General features: G+C 40.8%; 11 protein-coding genes and 1 pseudogene. 2 read left to right on the top strand and 10 right to left on the bottom strand.

Features of this window, described 5'->3' with window-relative positions; all coding sequences use genetic code 11:
- Positions 1 to 119 precede the first annotated feature (119 nt).
- From N824_RS00635 to N824_RS00650, 4 genes are all read right to left on the bottom strand, one after another.
- Positions 120 to 872: an SDR family NAD(P)-dependent oxidoreductase gene (locus tag N824_RS00635; protein ID WP_048903197.1), complete on the bottom strand. Its 753-nt coding sequence runs from the start codon at positions 870 to 872 to the stop codon at positions 120 to 122.
- Between the two features lie 17 nt (positions 873 to 889).
- Positions 890 to 2,152, bottom strand: coding sequence for an MFS transporter (locus N824_RS00640; protein ID WP_048903198.1), 1,263 nt, complete (start codon positions 2,150 to 2,152; stop codon positions 890 to 892).
- Between the two features lie 16 nt (positions 2,153 to 2,168).
- On the bottom strand, positions 2,169 to 3,335 hold the full coding sequence (gene dgoD, locus N824_RS00645; RefSeq protein ID WP_048903338.1) for a galactonate dehydratase: 1,167 nt from the start codon (positions 3,333 to 3,335) through the stop codon (positions 2,169 to 2,171).
- Between the two features lie 163 nt (positions 3,336 to 3,498).
- A complete protein-coding gene (locus N824_RS00650) occupies positions 3,499 to 4,182 on the bottom strand; it encodes a GntR family transcriptional regulator (RefSeq protein WP_048903199.1) in 684 nt (227 codons plus the stop codon).
- A 243-nt stretch (positions 4,183 to 4,425) separates the two neighbouring features.
- On the opposite strand from N824_RS00650, the gene N824_RS00655 reads away from it, so the two are divergent.
- Complete coding sequence (locus tag N824_RS00655) at positions 4,426 to 6,783, top strand: mechanosensitive ion channel family protein (protein ID WP_235206949.1); 2,358 nt, start codon at positions 4,426 to 4,428, stop codon at positions 6,781 to 6,783.
- Here N824_RS00655 and N824_RS38150 read toward each other — a convergent pair.
- Both N824_RS38150 and N824_RS00665 read right to left on the bottom strand, forming a co-directional pair.
- A pseudogene (locus tag N824_RS38150) lies at positions 6,731 to 7,270 on the bottom strand (cytochrome P460 family protein). The gene N824_RS00655 and the pseudogene N824_RS38150 overlap by 53 nt on opposite strands.
- A 6-nt stretch (positions 7,271 to 7,276) precedes the next feature.
- Positions 7,277 to 8,227, bottom strand: coding sequence for a cytochrome P460 family protein (locus tag N824_RS00665; RefSeq protein WP_048903201.1), 951 nt, complete (start codon positions 8,225 to 8,227; stop codon positions 7,277 to 7,279).
- Positions 8,228 to 8,431: 204 nt separating this feature from the next.
- Here N824_RS00665 and N824_RS00670 point away from each other — a divergent pair, with 204 nt between their 5' ends.
- Entirely contained in the window at positions 8,432 to 9,547 is a 1,116-nt protein-coding gene (locus N824_RS00670; protein WP_048903202.1) for a LytTR family transcriptional regulator DNA-binding domain-containing protein, read from the top strand.
- Positions 9,548 to 9,623: 76 nt separating this feature from the next.
- On the opposite strand, the gene N824_RS00675 is transcribed toward N824_RS00670, so the two are convergent.
- The 4 genes from N824_RS00675 to N824_RS00690 form a co-directional block, all read right to left on the bottom strand.
- Positions 9,624 to 10,928: a DUF3863 domain-containing protein gene (locus tag N824_RS00675; RefSeq protein ID WP_200869781.1), complete on the bottom strand. Its 1,305-nt coding sequence runs from the start codon at positions 10,926 to 10,928 to the stop codon at positions 9,624 to 9,626.
- Positions 10,929 to 11,056: 128 nt separating this feature from the next.
- Entirely contained in the window at positions 11,057 to 12,748 is a 1,692-nt protein-coding gene (locus tag N824_RS00680) for a RagB/SusD family nutrient uptake outer membrane protein (RefSeq protein WP_048903204.1), read from the bottom strand.
- An 11-nt stretch (positions 12,749 to 12,759) separates the two neighbouring features.
- The gene (locus tag N824_RS00685; protein ID WP_161662235.1) at positions 12,760 to 16,143 is read right to left on the bottom strand and encodes a TonB-dependent receptor; all 3,384 of its coding nucleotides are present in this window, start codon (positions 16,141 to 16,143) and stop codon (positions 12,760 to 12,762) included.
- A gap of 234 nt (positions 16,144 to 16,377) precedes the next feature.
- Positions 16,378 to 17,538 (bottom strand): FecR family protein, encoded by a 1,161-nt coding sequence (locus tag N824_RS00690; RefSeq protein WP_048903206.1) that lies wholly within the window; start codon positions 17,536 to 17,538, stop codon positions 16,378 to 16,380.
- Positions 17,539 to 17,612: the final 74 nt, after the last annotated feature.

The following is a 17,612-nucleotide window of genomic DNA, read 5'->3' on the forward strand; positions in this document are numbered from 1 at the left end:
AATTATATATTGTATACAATATATAATTATATTAATACAAATACTGCAATAAAACGACTAAAAAAAGATGACTATATCAATAATCAAATAGATATAACACCATTTAGATAAAAAAAGTCTCAACGGAAATAAAGCCCCCCATTAATATCAATGGTTGCTCCCGTAATATAATTACCACCTTCACCTGCAAGGAAAGCTACTGCCAAGCCAATATCACGTGGCTGTCCTATCCCCAAAGGTACACTCTCAGCAATTCTTGCAATCCCTTCATTTCCATGCGTTTGGGTAAGTAAATCGGTTTCAATGATACCCGGGGCAATGCAATTTACCCTGATTCCTAATGGGGCACCCGTTCTGGCAAGTGTTTTTGTTAGTCCTAAAATTGCACTTTTACTGGCTGAATAATGTACATGGCCATATAGAGCTCCCTGCTGCCCAACCACTGAACTAATATTAATGACCCTCCCATCCTGCTGTTCTCGCATGATTTGCATAGCATACTTGGCGCATAAAAAACAACTGGTGAGGTTGGTTCCTAAAACATGTTCCCAATCATCAAGACTGGTGTCAAAAATATCTTGGGTTTGAGATGTTCCTGCATTATTGACCAGGATATCTAGTTTACCCGTGCTGTGTTTAACAAATGAAAAGAGTGCTTCCACATCTTTTTCTATACTTACATCCGCAGCTTTAAAGAATACCTGGCGGTTAAAAGCCCTTACGCTGTTCACTATTTCTTCCAGGTCCTTACTTTCAGCCAGGTCATTAAGTATAATATCTGCCCCCTTTTCTGCCAGGGTTAGGGCTATACTTTTGCCAATGCCCCTTAAAGAACCGGTTATCAATGCAGTTTTCCCAGTTAATTCACTCATGATGGTACCATTTAAATTTATGTTGCCTCTGCATCCACATGTATTTCTTTAGCCAGGGTAAATCTTAACGCAATAAAAATAAAAATGCTCCCCAGCAAATAAACAAGGGATAGCGCTGATAGACCACTAGACAATCCTAATGTAGGTTTTATCGTCCCTAAGATCCATGGTGCAAAAGCGCCTATTAAAAAAGCAAACATAATCATTGCGCCTGAAACAGATGCCCTTACTCCGGGGGCAGTGACCAAAAATAGTGATGCGTAAATATTAGCGTCGTAAATGCCTCTGAAAAAGCCAAAAAGCCCCATACCCGCATACACCCAAATCAACTCATTTGTTGAGCCCAGCAGATAAATAAAAGGACTGCCAACCAGCAATCCAAATGCCTGCAATTTTAATCTTGAAGCAACGTTCCTCTTCGCCAGGTAGTCTGAAAAGCGCCCGCCGGCCAGCACCCCAAAAAATGCAAAAACATGATGATAAAACATGGAGGAAAAGCCGGCGTTTGCTAGAGAGAGCTTGTATTTTTCATGTAAAAATGTTGGCGCCCAGGTTAGGTAACCCACATTCACGAATATCATACAGGCAAATGCCATAGTCAGCAATACTGCTGTTTTCTTTTGAAATAGTCCTTTTAAGCCGTCAAACACGGTCACCTTTTTCTTGATTACCAGCGAATCAGTATCAGGTAAAATATCTTTTTTAAACCTTACAACAAGTACAATGGAGAGTACAATTCCTATTCCTCCGAAAATGTAAAAAGCCACACTCCACCCAAACCTTTCTGCTATCAATGCGCCAATCAGTCCGCTCATGATAATTCCAGCATAAAGCGCTGTCTGATGTATGGCCATAGCAAAACCTGTTTTATCCTTATAGGTGTCTCCTATAAGTGCGTTGGCGGCCGGGGCATAAAAAGATTCGCTGCTCCCCACAATTCCCCTCAGTATTACCAGATGGATCAGTCCTGCACTGAATCCGGTAAAAAAGGTAGCAACACTCCATAACAGCAGACTAAAAATGATCACTTTTTTCTTACTGAAAACATCACCAATATATCCGCTTAAAGGCACACATAATCCTATCGCCCAAATAAATACTGAAGCGATCATACCCAATTCAGCATCTGTAAGCTGCAGACTTATTTTAATTTGCGGCAGGATCACATTAAATACCTGTCGGTCTGCCTGATTAAAGAAAAAGACCAGCCATAGCAGAATAATCAACTCCCAATTAAAGGATTTGGATTTTAAGCTATGAGGAGCGTTATATCTGATCATTTTTCATTCTAAAAAATCATTTAACAAAATAGCCGACGGCATCTTGCGGTCTTATTTCAGTAAGCTTACCATTGTAATGCCTTAAGTCTCTTGGCTCATATGCATATTCTTTGATCGCTTCTTCATTAATGTCTATTCCAAGACCGGGCATATCGTTAATTTGCATCATTCCATTTGTAAATTCAATTTTTTCAGTACTTATTTTGTTTCGGTAAGGTACATCACTACTCATCGTTTCCATAAAATGAAAATTAGGCGTAGAAGCTGCGATATGCAACGTTGCTGCATTTGCTACCGGTCCGCTAGGATTATGAGGGCAAAGAGGGATATAATAACACTCCGCCATCGCAGCAATCTTTTTTAGTTCAGAGATACCTCCGGCATGACTAACATCAGGCTGAATGAAATCTGCGCAATCCTGGTTTAGAAAACTTCGATAATCCCATCTGCTGTACAGACGCTCACCTGCTGCAATCGGAACTTTAGTTTTTTTTCTTAACTGCGCCAATCCTTCCATATGGTCTGGTGGAATAGGTTCTTCAAACCAGGTAATGTCAAAATCTTCCAGGGCATGAGCCACCCTAATGGCTGTTGGCATGTTAAATCGTCCGTGCCCCTCAATTAAAATATCTATTTCTTTTCCAACAGCGTCTGTAACAGCATCAATGCACTTCAAAGCATAAGCAAATTCTTTTTTGGTCAGGTTCATATAGGCCGAACCAAAAGGATCCCATTTAAGACCTTTAAATCCCTTTTTAACGGCTTCCTTAGCCTTTTCAGCAAATTCTTCGGGCGTTTTAGCCGGGGCAAACCATCCATTTGCATAACATGGAACGGCATCTCTTACTTTTCCGCCCAGTAACTGATAGACCGGTACTCCCAAATCTTTACCTTTGATATCCCATAATGCCATATCAACTGCAGCAAGTGCACTCATTAAAACTACCCCACCCCGCCAATAGGCATCGCGGTAGCAATCGTGCCAAATTGCTTCTATATGATGAGGGTCTTTACCTATTAAATACCTTTTAAGTTCATTTACAGCCTGCACAACAGTTAATTCCCTCATTTCCAGCGTTGCCTCACCTACTCCGTAAAGACCAGAATCTGTGATTACTTTCACAAATACCCAGTTTGTTCGGTAGGAATGGCAAATAAAGGTCTTAATTTCAGTGATCTTCATAATAAATGTACTTATAGTTTCTGTTGGCGGCGTTTCATAATAATTCAAATTTAATATATTGTATACAATATACAATATATAAACACACAATTATAAATACTACAAAATAGCTGGCGTTTCATTAACAACATCTTAACTACTTTACCTTAAAAATGAATAAATACTATTTTAATTTATCTCCTATCTGGCGTAGGAGGTCTGCTTTGGCATTAACACAATGCCTGGCGGCCGCAGCTTCCACCTCCACTGGGTTTCTGTTTTCCAAAGCGCTGATTATTGCACGGTGTTCTTCTATAACCTCGTTTGTTCGCTCTACACCAAAGCCATAAGTAAGGCGTAGTGTATTAATCAGCTGCCAGTGTTTTTCCAGTATTTGCAAACCTTCGGCATTATTGGCCAATTCATAAATTGCAGAATGGAACCTTTTATTGAATTGTAAACAGCCGGTATAATCCTTCTTTGATGCTGCTGTTTCATAACCTTTTTGCAGTTGATTGAGCAGCTTCAGATCCTTTTCCTTTAGGTTTTCTATACACTTTACCGTAAGATAAACTTCAATTAGCTGTCTGATCTCATAAATATTCTCTAAAAATTGCTGATCAACTTTTCTGACATGGGCTCCTTTATTTGGTTCAATGATCAGCAATCCTTCACCCTGCAATTGTTGCAACGCTTCTCTTATCGGCATCTGGCTTACTTTATACCGCTCAACCAACTCAGCAATCTTAAGCCTTTCTCCCGAAATAAAATAACCAGAAAGAATATCTTCTCTTAATTTTTCCCGTACCCTGGAATAAGTTGGATCAGCTAACTGGCTTAATGAATCGGATTGTATTTTATCTTTCAATGGTGCAGATTTTAAATGATGATCAAATATACAATATATATTATATACAATATGCCGACTAGTTACGGCTATACTTTGCTTAAATATTTTTTTAGAAAAGTCATTGGTAATGATGCAGAAAACAATGAGGATTTGGTATGGAATTCTTTTTTCTAACCTATTATCACAATTGTATTAACTATTTTTGACAATCCAAAACATTTTTATATTCTGGATACATCTTCAATACTTCCTATGGATCAAATGACAATAAAAAATCCTTTTTCAATAGCAATTCGCAGTACAATATCTTTGGTAATGGTCTTGTGCTTTTCCACCCCTACTTTTGCACAGAAAAATAAGCCGATGGATAAAGGTCAGGACATTTCTATCCTTTCTGACTCTGCAACCTTGACAAAGGGCGATTATCTGATTCATCTGGAGAAAGTATTCGAAACGGTAAACAAAGTTCCCGTTACCGTTGGTTCTTTTAAGAAACTAAATCCCATAGCGGCACATTTAACACAAGATGAGGCTGCTCTTGCCTTACTCAAAAATAGACTTACACAAAGTGAAAGAATGCTGAATTTGCAAAACCTGCAAATGGATCAGACCTTACTTAAAGAACTTCAGACAAACAACAAAGATTGCCTGTCGGATCTGGATGAATACGAAAAAGAGTTAAGGGAATTAAAAACGGAAATTCTTAACCTACGCAAAGACACCGTGCTGATTAAACTTTTTACGCTGCCTTCTATGCGCATTATGTTTAAAGATCAATTTGCAGAGCTACAGAAGAAACGTGTGGTAATGGATAGTTTGCTAAAGACAACCACATCGTCAATTAATAACCTGCAGGCGCGAACATCGGCCAATCTGATAAACATTAAGGAGTTAATGTATCTTACCGATAACCAGCTTGATGCAGTAAGTATAAAAGCTTTCGGGAAAGAGCGACGTTACCTTTGGGAGTCAGCAAGTGGTAAGACCAGGGGGGTTGGATTCCGTAAGTTTATCAATGGGGAACAGGAAATATCAGGTTATTATTTTGTATACACCCGCAGCAGCCGCTTTTTACTGCTCCTTACTTGCGCTACTTTCTTTTTCTGGGTATTTTTCAATTTCAGAAGTATGAAACAACGCGACAGGTTGGAAGCAGTTGACGATTTCTCTTTACTCAGTCCTCAACCCTATCTAATTACCTTTATCATGCTCTTTACACTGGCGCCAATTTTTGACCTCATGGCTCCAGCACTTTATATCGAATCGGTGCAAATCTTACTTGCAATTTTGCTGACAGCATTTTTCCGTAAAAAACTATCATCAAAATTATTTTACCCATGGTGCATATTTGCACTACTCCTTCTTGCACCTGTTTTTCTGCGTCTTTTGGGCATGCCACCAAGATATCAACGCTGGCTCCTTCTTTTCCTTAGTCTTAGTTCTACCGTCTATGGCATTACTATTTTGAAGAAACTAGATGAGCAGGCAAAAAAATATAGGATGATACTGATTACAGGATTCATCTATACCATATTTGCAGTCATTGCCACTTTATGCAATATTTTTGGCCGCTTCACACTTACCCAAATTTTTTATTCAACAGGTGTAAACTCCTTGTTAAATGCCATATCCTTAACTATCCTTGCGAAAGTATTAGTGGAAGCTTTTTTGCTTCAAATGAAAAGCAGCAGAATCCGTAAAGGCTATCCTGAGTATTTCGATTGGCACCCGGTTATCGCGGGCCTTAAAAGGTTAACCGGTGTTGGTGCCACAATTATCTGGTTTGTAATATTTACCACCAATCTTAATATTTTTAACGGTCTATATGAGTCCTTAATGGACATCCTTAATGAAAAAAGAACTATAGGGAACTTCTCTTTTACCTTTGGCGGAATTGTACTCTTTTTAGGTATCATTTGGATCGCAAACTTTTTACAGAAGTACATTGCTTACTTCTTTGGAGATACCGGAGACGATGGAATCGAAGACAATAAAGGGGAGCGCTCGAAATTACTGATTACCCGATTGGTACTACTTATTGGAGGATTCCTTATTGCTGTTGCAGCATCTGGATTGCCAATTGACAAAATCACCGTAATCCTTGGCGCCCTTGGTGTAGGTATCGGACTGGGCTTACAGAATATCGTAAGCAATTTCGTATCAGGGATCATCCTGATTTTTGATAAAACTATCCGCATCGGGGATGTTGTAGAGCTAAGCAATAAAAAAGGAAGGGTTAAAGAAATCGGAGTCCGCGCGAGTACGCTGCTTAGTGACGAAGGTGCTGAGATTATTATCCCCAACGGAGCCATTTTATCGAACAACATCATCAATTGGACCCTTAGCAATAACCAAATGCGTATAGACATTTCTTTAACTATTGCTAAACCTTTCAATTCGACTGAGGTAGTACACCAGATCAGGGATATTATTACCAAGAATGACAACGTCTTTGTAAACAAGGAACCCGTAATTATGATCAGCCCTGTAAGTAAGGTAAACAGCAGCATAAAAATATATTTCTGGTGCAAGGATATTTCAAATGCAGATCTTACAAGAAATATAATCATAGCACAAATATTTGAGACCTTTGAAGAGAAAGAAATAGAAATTTTATAGTTTCTATCTGACCYAKGGNMRRTAYGGCTGGTTGAATGGATAGTACTTGCGACAGCCGTTGAATGTGATCAGAAGCCGGTACCAACCTTAAGGGGCTCCCCTTATAGAGTTCATATACCATTTCGCCACTTGGGCCAATCGAAACACGCTCAACCGAAAATACTTTCCCTGGCACACGTGCCCCAAACCAGTGGGGATCTGCTTTTTGTTTCCATGTAACATTGTACAGAACCGTTCCAGCCGGATAGGTATTCTCTTGGGTGCTTGTATGGTGTACGGCTATTTTATTTCCATAAAGTGTAGACGTGGTACCGTTATCAGGACGAATACTTGTTGTGAGAGCGGTTAGTAGTAAGGGATTTTCGGGTAGCCCCTGAACAGATCCAACTGAGGCTTCATCATTCAAACTGTCGTTACGTTCCGAACTGCAGCCTAATGTTAACGCCAAACCGAATAAGATCATTCCTATAATTGATTTCCTTTTCATGATCATTTAATTTTTAAAATTGAACAGGTCTATTGGCCTGGTAAATACATAATCATTATCTCGCTGAGGTTGATGACAGGAAACGCACTCTGTATCAAAATCCAAAGTCTTTCCGTAAGGCAGCAAATCGTCGCCTTTCCATCTTCCCCAGCCCCATCCTTTTGTTTTGGCATATTTACGGGCATCTTTTATCATGAACTCGACCTGTACAAATTTCCCGACAGAAATACTTCCATCAGCATTTTGTTGCTGTTTCCAGGCAGTCTTCGCAAAAATACTCCCATCCGGCCATGGATCTGTTTTTTTTGACTGCAGGGCCTTTACTGCGGTTTCATTTGCAAAGATGATACGTACTGTCCCATTGTCGAAACGGTCTGTGGTACTTATTGCCTTCCAATTTCGATAGTCGGGAATATAAGCTATCCCGTTGGGAGATGGTTTAACTTTCCGCTCTCGCACAATACCCACAGCCACAATTTCTTTGGGGTTGTTTGGCGCAGCTTTCCCTTGTTTAGCGTCGTAGGAAATGGAAAGCAGATAACGTTTTAATGTCTTAATCCCATTTTCACCGATATTAGCCTGGGGATGAACGGCAGTATAGCTTGGCAGTGGCATCTCGCCCGACAAGATCTTATTGAGCGCATAGTAAAGCATAGCACTTTGCTGCGCGGTAGCCAGCGAATCCCAATTCGAAAAATCGAGCGCTTTTCTTCCGTTTCTGATATGCGAAGCAGCCAGAAAATTCACAGGAGTAATCTTGTCATACCAGTGTAGCCTGGTTTCATTGGAATGACAGTCAAAGCAAGCAGTCTGCAAGATTCCATTTACTTCTCTGGGTACACCACCCAACTGCCTGGCCACGCCATGTGCAGAGCCTGTGGTCTCTTTTGGCCTTATAAATTGCAGGGATACTAAGCCAATTGCAACACAAATAATAATTTTCCATTTACGTTTCATATACTACTTATATTAGATAATGATGAAACAAAACTACTCTCCACGAGCTGATTGAACCACTGTTTTCCTGTTAAAGGGAACTATTAGCCGGTGAAGCCGATTTTTTCTCTTTGAATAAGTCCATATTTTTAGGACATTCGGCTTACACAAATTTATAGTTTCTGCTGGCTTCTCTTGCACGTGAACTTTAATCAAGCATCCCAAATGAATAAGACCCGACTGCATATCTACGTTTTCATAACCGTTACTGCCACTGTGTTGCTGATCAGTTTTTTCTCTTTCCGCTATCTTTACCAGGTCGCCAGTGACAAACTTTGGACCAGCAAAATGGAATCTGGGAAACGGGAAAGCAGGGAGATTGGCAGATTACTGGAACAACAGCTACTCACTGGAATTGAAAAACCACAAGTGATCCGGAACCTGCAGCAGAGCATCGAGAATACCGACGTGCAGAGCGAATTTATCTGTATGTATGATAAGAACGGCATCGAACTTTGCCATCCCAATCCGGCGCTTATAGGGCAAAAAATAGAACAAAACAATTCCCGACTTGACATGGGCGAAGGAAAGAATTCTATTTCCTTTAGTGAGGTCATCAGTTCTCAGAAAAAGCTCGGAGGTGTCAGAAACTTCCCCGAAGACCAGCACAGAAGCTCAGAAATCGTAAATGTGTATCCAGTAAAAGGCAGTGACTGGATTGTGGCTTCCCACGCAAATATCGACGTAATGCACCAGGAACTTTCCGATCTATACAAGCAGTTTAGCATTGGCTTTCTACTTAGTACTCTGATCATTATTACGTGTTGCCTACTGCTGATCAGAAGGATATACAGCAGGCACGAACAGGCTTTCGAAGAGGAGATTACAGGCCTCAATGAAAAGATCAACAGCCTGAGTACGCTCAACCTGCAGCTCAACACCTTACAGGAAAAACTGCAGGATCAGATACTGGTTCAGCAACCTGAACGAGAAAAGGACAACGGCCGGAAAAGGATCATCACCTACCATAAAGATGAACTTATACACCTGGATGTTTCCGAGATTGCCTATTTCTTTTTAGACGGGAGTACCGTTCTTATATTTACCTTCGACAACAAGCAGTTCTCGACCAATAATAGTCTGGACGAACTCATGAAGCAGTTGGACAACGATATCTTCTACCGAGCAAACAGACAGTTCATTATCAACATGAGATCGATCAAAACTATTTTTGTATACGGTAAAAATCAATTGCGAATAGTTACTGATCCTAAGACCAGCGAACCGGTCATCATCAGCAAGAACAAAGTTGCAGAATTCAAAAAATGGTTAGATAGGTAGGCTTCTTTTCAGAAGTGTTTACATATCAACACTTCTGAAAATTTAGCTTTCTGTCTTATCACCCTGTATGTTTAAATTACAACCCTTTTAATAAATTGGGGTATTTCTTTTTTATAATCAAATTTGATTTTCCTGGCAGCTTACTCAACGGAACGGGTTTATCCTGCGGACGGGTTTGTTTTTGATTAATATCACCCATTAAGCTCCACTTTCTGGTCATTTCAGTTGGTTCCCTTGCATTCAAATCGTAACGGGTAAAGTCAATTACTAGCTTCGGGCTATTAAGTTTCCAGTCCCTGAGCAATGCCAGCCTAAAATCCTTGTTCATAAACCAACTAATCTCAAGATTGGCATCCGAACCACCGATTCCTGAACCTTTTTCCACAAAGCGATAGTTGAAATCGTTGCTTTTGTAATGGGATCTCCATAGTAAACCAAACTCTCCCTGGGTAATCACTTTTGTATCCGGCCAGCGTTTTTTTACACTGCTTAGCCAATCCTTCAACCGGGTAGCATCATAAGGAAGGGATAATTCCCAGCAATTAGTAACCCAACCAAACCCATTCAATTCAAAGCCCTTATCAAAATGGATAGCAGTAGCATGAAGCATTTCTTTCAAGCCGATCTCGTTTCCGTGCTTACCCAATGTTTCTATAGGTCCAACTCCCATACGGCTGTTAAAACCGTCTGCAAAACCTTGTCGTCTGGCGGCTAAAAAATCCACAGTCCACCCGTCCAGGTTAACAACGTCAATAAAATCGCTCTTACGTTGTGCAGGTCTGCAAAAATGCTCTTTTGAAGGATAAAAGGGATAACTAACAGAACCATCACCATCCTGGTTATCAATTGCAAACTGACTCCAGATGTTGCCCTGGCAAACATGTATATTTTCTTTTTCAGCCAGGTATTGTTGGTTTTTTGCAGAAAGGAAACCCGCTACTATACTAAGCGGGCGGTAGCTGTTGCCTACCATCCGGCTTACAAGTGCAAGTCCATCATGCAGGTCTTTATTTACTTGCTCAGTAGTATTATAAGCATTTGCAAAATATGCTCCGGGGATAAACGTTATCTCGTCACCATATTTATGATGATAGCTAACCACGAGTTTCCGGATTTCTTTATAATTCTCTGTGCTGTCATTCAGCGCCAGCCAGCTAAATGCCCAGGTCATCTTCGCTCCAGGAAAACCCTCTTCAACAGCTTTTCTGAAGGCAATAACTTTTTCAGGCGTATGTAAAGCCCGCTCATCCTCGCCAACACTCCGGTCCCTTGATACTTCAATCTGATTTACCCTTATTATAGTATTAAAGGTTAAAAATCGATGGCCCATAAGCCCTCCAGAAGCTGATTTCTTTACTTGTTGTCCAAATGCCAAAGACATTAGGCAGATAACCAAGAAGTTTAATAAACTCACTTTTTTGAACATATAATTTATTTTTTAATTCATTTAATCATTATTGTATAAAAAGCCAGCCGACAATAGTCGGCCAGCTCGAGCGTAAAGTCATCCTACCAGCCAGGATTTTGTTCTAATTTGTGGCCATTAGCCTGATAAAAGGCAACCTCTTTAGTCGGAAGCGGTTGAAGGTAATCCTTATTTGGATCGAACTTTCGGCTTTTTTCAGCAATCAGAAAACCATTTGCATCTACCTTACTCAGGTAGCTCGGATCACTGTATGGTGTTTTGCCAGCCCATTCAGAACCAGTAATTTTAATTCCTTTAACATCCTGTGGCAATTCAGTCTCGGCAGTTTTCCATCTGCGCAAGTCATCGTACCTGAATCCTTCCAAAGTGAGTTCAACAGTTCTTTCCCTCCTGATCTCATTTCTCATATTAAGGTTATTTGCAGCCACAAAAGTGTTGGTCAAATGCGGCATACCTGCACGATCTCTGAGCTTATTAATCGAAAGATCAAGATCACCGTCACTTATTGCTCCTGATTTTTCAAAAACTGCTTCCGCATAAATAAGCAACACTTCTGCATAGCGGATAAGGTGGCGATCAAAGTCAAATATACTGGCATCTCCATTTTGTCCCGAATTATTGGCTAATGGATCTTCCGACATATATTTATAGAGTATATATCCCGTATTGAAATTACGTTGCGGCTTATCAGGCCAGTTGGCAATTTTAGTTACAGGAAAGAAAACCCTGTTGGTCAACGTTCCCGGAATGATCATCGTCATGGTCATCCTTGGGTCCCTATCCTGAAATTCAGAAACAAAAGTGCCATAGCCTTTGAAAACCGTTCCTGGAGCTGTGATAGGCAATCCGTTCTTATCTAAATAAAGATCCACCATCTTTCTGGTCGGGTTATAACCGTTCCCATCATACTGATAGGGAATGTCATGTCCCAGGATATTTCGGGCATATCTCCTGTCCAAAATCGATTCCCTGGAGTCGTCGCCATCTTCCAAAAATAAGTAACGATAACTTTGCATACCCTTGTCTGTATACAGGCCATATGTACCACTGTTCATGATCTCCCTTGACGCAGCAATCGCAGCATCAATATATTTTGTGGCATTGCCATCAGCCCTGAATTTCCCCCATGTTCCCTCAAACAGTGCCACACGTGCAGTTAAAGCAATCGTTGCGCCTTGGGTAATCCTACCGACATCAACAGAAGCGAGTGCCGATTGCATAGGCAGATCAGCTTTGGCCTCCTGTAAATCTTTAAGAATGAAATCAACAGTTTCCGTTCTGTTTGACCTGGGAGTAAATAAAGCCGGATCATCAGTTGCCAATACTTTTGTAATTAATGGCACTCCACCATATAGCCTTAGTAACTTCCAGTAGTACCATGCCCTGAAGAATTTGGCTTCTGCCACATATCTTTTTATTTCTGCATCCGTACTGCCCGATCCTTTTTCAATGATGTTGTTCGATGACCGAATATAGCCATAGCTGTCGGTCCAAAGATCCACTGACTCTGCAGGCTGCAGGTTTCCGTTGCTTACAGAGTTTGGGAAATTAAAAGCAATATCTGATTCGGTATCCTCAAAACCGAAGCGGTCAAGTCCATTATACAGATTATTTGCAGCAAGCTTAAAATCTGCGCCTGTTTTCCAGAAAGTAGCATCGGTGATGCTGTCTTCCGAAACCAGGTTGAGGTCCTTTTTACAACCGTTTAAAAGCGCGGCAAGGATAAACATGCCCGCAATTAATAATTTCCTATGATTAATATATTTAAGTTTCATAAAGCTTGCGTTTAAAATTTAACAGTAAGACCCAGCGAATACACCTTATTGAAAGGATAAGTTCCCTCATTCCTGAAGCCATCTTCCGGATCAAAGTTCCCTCCAAATGTTCCTTTGGAAATGGTAAAGAGATCCTGACCACTGAAGAATATCCTGGCAGTTTTCATTTTTAAACTGTTGGCAACACTGGCTGGCAGGTTATACCCCAGGGTAATCACCTTAAATCTTAAATAGGCTACATTCTGCATGGTGAGTGATGAGGCACGATAATCATAACTTCTGATATCATCATAACCTACACCCCCAGGTAGATATCTCGGAAATTTAGCATCGGTTCTCTGTGGCGTCCAGGTTTTTCCATTGTAATAAGAAAGCGAAGGCCAGTAAAATGTATTTGGGGTAGCAATGTTACCCTCGTACCTTACATCTCTTTTTCCTACCCCCTGCAAAAACACCTGAAGATCTAATTGTTTAAATCCTACGCTAATGTTAGAAGAAAAGGTATACCTGGGAATCAGGTTACCGAGATAAACCATATCACCATTAAGGCCCTTTGATTTGTCGCCAAAAGCAGTCAACTTTCCATCCCCGTCAACATCACGATACATCACATCACCAATGGCTACGCGTGCAGGAACACCCGTCAGCTTTTTGTAGTTATCCAGCTGTTCCTGGTTTTGAATGATACCCTCGTACACATAACCAAAATAAGACCAGATGCCATAACCTTGTCTGAATTTGTTAAGACCTTCCTGATAATTGTCCAGATTTTTCAGTTCCACCAACTTGTTCTTGCTGTCACTAAGCTGTAGCGATACGCTGTAACGAAAAGCACCCACCTGGTCTTTCCAGGTCACTGAGGTTTCAAATCCGTTGGTGACCAATTTTCCCTGGTTTGAGGAAGGTGCGGTGCCGCCATAAGTTGCAGGAACAGCAATGTCAACTAACATATCATTATTCGTTTTATTATAGTAATCAAACGAAAAATTAAGTCTGGAACTAAGTAGTGCCACATCGATACCTATATTTTTATTTTCAATTGTTTCCCAGGTTCTATCTGTAGACGCTGGATTAGCATTGGCCCCGGTTAACCCCGAATTTGGGCTGCCTATTGGATAATTTCCACCAATGGAGATCAAGGGTATGTAATCATACAGACCCAACTGCCCAATTTCCTGGTTACCCATTTTACCCCAGGATGCCCTGAGCTTTAACAGATCAAAGGTATTAAGGGACTTGATAAAACTTTCTTCAGATAAATTGTATGCCAGTGCCGCTGATGGGAATACCGCGCTCCAGCGTTTATCCGGTGAGAATTTAGAACTACCGTCAGCACGTGCCGTAAGGTCTAAAACCAGTTTCTCCCTAAAGGAATAGCTGAACCTACCAAAATAGGATCCTAATGCCTGATTGCTCAGTCGGCCCGTGAAATTGGCATACGCAGCCTTGGTTCTGTCAGCAAGGTTTAAGGTAAAGATGTCATTGCCTATAAAATTATAACCATAGGTTGTCTGGCCTTCGATTTTGGTTTTTTCAATCGATCCTCCCCCCGTAAAGTTTATTCTATGATCAGCCCCCAGCTGCCTGTTATAGTCAAGGTATACCTGATACAATTGGTTTAATGTTTTCAGATTAAGATAAGAGGCGGAATTCGGTGTGTTTCTGATGTCCTGAATGTCACCCACATAATTGTACCTTGTAAAGGTCCTGTTGGTACCATTGTCATTGAGGTAATCCAGTCCTATAGCTGCCTGTCCGATTAATTTAAGTCCCTCTAGAATGGTGTAATCAGCTTTAAAATTGGTGGCAAACCTGGAGGAGTTTCCACGCTGAGTGCCTGCCTCTTCCAGTGACTGCGCTGGGTTTTCATACCCCTGGTAGCCATAGAACTGCCCATTTGGGTTGCGCACCGGCTGATATGGGAACTGACGGGTAACATTGGTCAGCGCATTTCCAAGCATAGTTGGTGTAATGGTAGACTTATTCTCAAAACTGGTTCTTGTTTCAAAGTTGAACTTAGGGGTCAGTCGAAAATCATAGTTGAGGCGAAGGTTATACCTTTCGGAATTGTTTTCTCCGAACCGGAGTGATCCTTCATCTTTATTGTAGCCCATAGATACTACATAATTATTGTTTTCCCCGCCACCTGATATGGAAAGGTTATGTAGTTGCTGAGTAGAATTTTTATAGATTTCTTTGTTCCAGTCCGTATAACCATAAAAACCAGGATAGCTAGTGATTCCATAATTCCAGCCACCATCAAGTTCCGGCGCTGCATTAGCCCTGATCTTATCAAACACTTCCTGAGGAAAACCATTGATACCTGCGTTACGAAGTCCCTCATCCATAAATTCAGCGTACTCCAAGGTGTTCTGAATTTTCCTCAGGTAAGTTGGTGTTTTCAGACCAACTGTACCACTATAGATAATTTCCGGTTTTCCGCTTTTTCCTTTTTTAGTGGTCACAATTATCACCCCATCAGCTGCCCTTGCCCCATAAATGGCTGCAGAAGCATCTTTCAATACAGAGATTTCAGCAATGTCATTTGGGTTGATGTTATCTATGTCTCCAGGGATGCCATCAATCAGCATCAGAGGTTGGCTTTCACCTATGGAGGAATACCCACGGATCTTTATGCCATAGCTTTGATTTCCAGGCTGTCCGCTACCCTTAGTAATTGTCAATCCGGGTACCGTACCCTGCAATGCATCCAGGCTATTGTTAAGCGGGCGATTCTCAAATACATCAGACTTGACCGTTGAAATAGCCCCAGTGATAGCCCCTTTAACTCTTGTACCATAACCCACAACAACAACCTCATTCAGGCTGGTGTTCATCTTGCTCATTTTAATCTCGATAGATTGTTGGCCGTTAATGGATATCTTTTCGGTACGATAACCTAAATAGGAAATCACCAAAACAAAATTTGGCTCGGGATGGCTGATAGTAAAATTACCATCCTTATCAGTGACCGCCCCGGTCTTTGTTCCTTCAACCATGATTGACACCCCTATCAGCGTTTCATTTGTGGCAGAATCCCTGACAATCCCCTTAAGCACCTGCCATTTTTCAACAGCTGGCCAGAGCGTATTATCCCAACGCCTTTTAGCTGTAATCAGTACCGTTTTATTTCGGATCTTATAGTCAAAGGGTTGTTTTTCAAAACAAAGATCCAGAACCTTTTTCAAATCGAGGTTTTTAATATCCAGAGTAACCGGCTTAGCATTTTTTAGCGTGGCATTGTTGTAAAGGAAATCAAAATCTGTCTGCTTCTTAAGCTCGGAGATGACATCTGTTATCTGTGCGTTCTGAACAGATATACTTATTTTCTGCGCAAAGCTTTCGGCCCTGAGCTGAAAAACACTAAAAAACAATAACATATAGGTTAGTCTCATCTTTAGGGATATTAGTCGAAACATACAGGAATCCCTCCTGAAAACTATTTCAGTATTTTTTTTATACATTTGGTCGGTTGGTTTTTTAAATTATTCGTTTAGTTTGATCAGACCTCCACTCCAGTTCACTCTGGCATACCAAGGGCGGCTCAAACGTCCTTGGTTCTTGGTGTCCTAATTTTTCATTAGTAATTACACATCTTACTCCTTTCTTTAGCTTTAGTTATATAAAATTTATTGGCTACTAACAATGATATTTCGGTTGGTAACCTGAAAACGGACACCCCCAAGTTCCTGTAGGTTTGCAAGGAGCTCAGACAAGTTTGCATTTCTGGAGAAAGTACCTCCAAACCGGTCACTCCCTAAGCGATTGTTATAGGTAACGTCTACATTATACCAACGGCTGATAGTCTTCATCACACTTTTTATATCCTGGTTGTCAAACAAAAAATAACCGTTTTTCCAGGCAATTGCCTGATCGGTTTTGACATAAGCGATGTCAATATCTTTTCCGCTTTCTTTAACATTCGATTGTTGACCGGGTAGCAGCATTTTGGCACGACCGGTGGACAGCTTACTAATGCGAACACTACCTTGCAATAAGGTGGTCGCAATATCAGCATCCTCTAGATATCCTTTTACGTTAAAATGAGTTCCCAATACACTTACCAACTGATCTCCGGTTTGTACCTTAAAAGGCTGCCGCTTATTATGGGCTACCTCAAAATAGGCCTCTCCGGTTAAACGTACCTGGCGATCTTTCCCATTAGAAGTTATTGGAAAATAAAGGGTCGATTCAGAATTCATCCAAACCTTAGTTCCATCTGGCAGCTTTACCTTATACTGGCCTCCTCTTGGTACATATAAGGTATGATAGGCCATTTTATCTGGTTTAACTACCGGATTTTTTTCACTACGGTAGACCAAACTTCCACTATCCGTTTTAGTAATCAAAACACCATTCTTGTGGGAAATCTCTCCATTATTACTGTCATCAAGAATAATTTTTGTTCCATCAGCAAGTGTTAATAGTGCTTTATTCTTTCCTGGCGGTATCGGAACCTGTACCAGTTCGGCAGGAACCTCTGAGCGGCTCGGGAAAAACTTGTAAAACAAAAATCCTGTACCGAGCAAAATCAAAATCGCGGCTGCTGATACTTTCCACGACCAGCTAAGCAGCTGATGCCTCTTTTGTAGATTTTTCCTTTTGTTAAAATTACGATACAACTCTTCTGTCAACTGCTCCTCACCTCCTGCCTGGTTAATCAAATGCTCAATCTGCCCATTGCCAGCACCTAATTTTTCGTACCAGTCATTAAGTTCCTCCAACTCCTCTTCAGTACAGCTGGAAGCCTGATACCGTTCAAATAAATATTGTAACCTTTCGCTATCCATAAATGATCTATCGGGGTATGCTTATAATGGTAAGACGTATGAAAATTATCCAACCGTTATCCCTTCTTTATTTT

It is taken from the genome of Pedobacter sp. V48 (assembly GCF_000523515.1).
GTDB lineage: Bacteria > Bacteroidota > Bacteroidia > Sphingobacteriales > Sphingobacteriaceae > Pedobacter.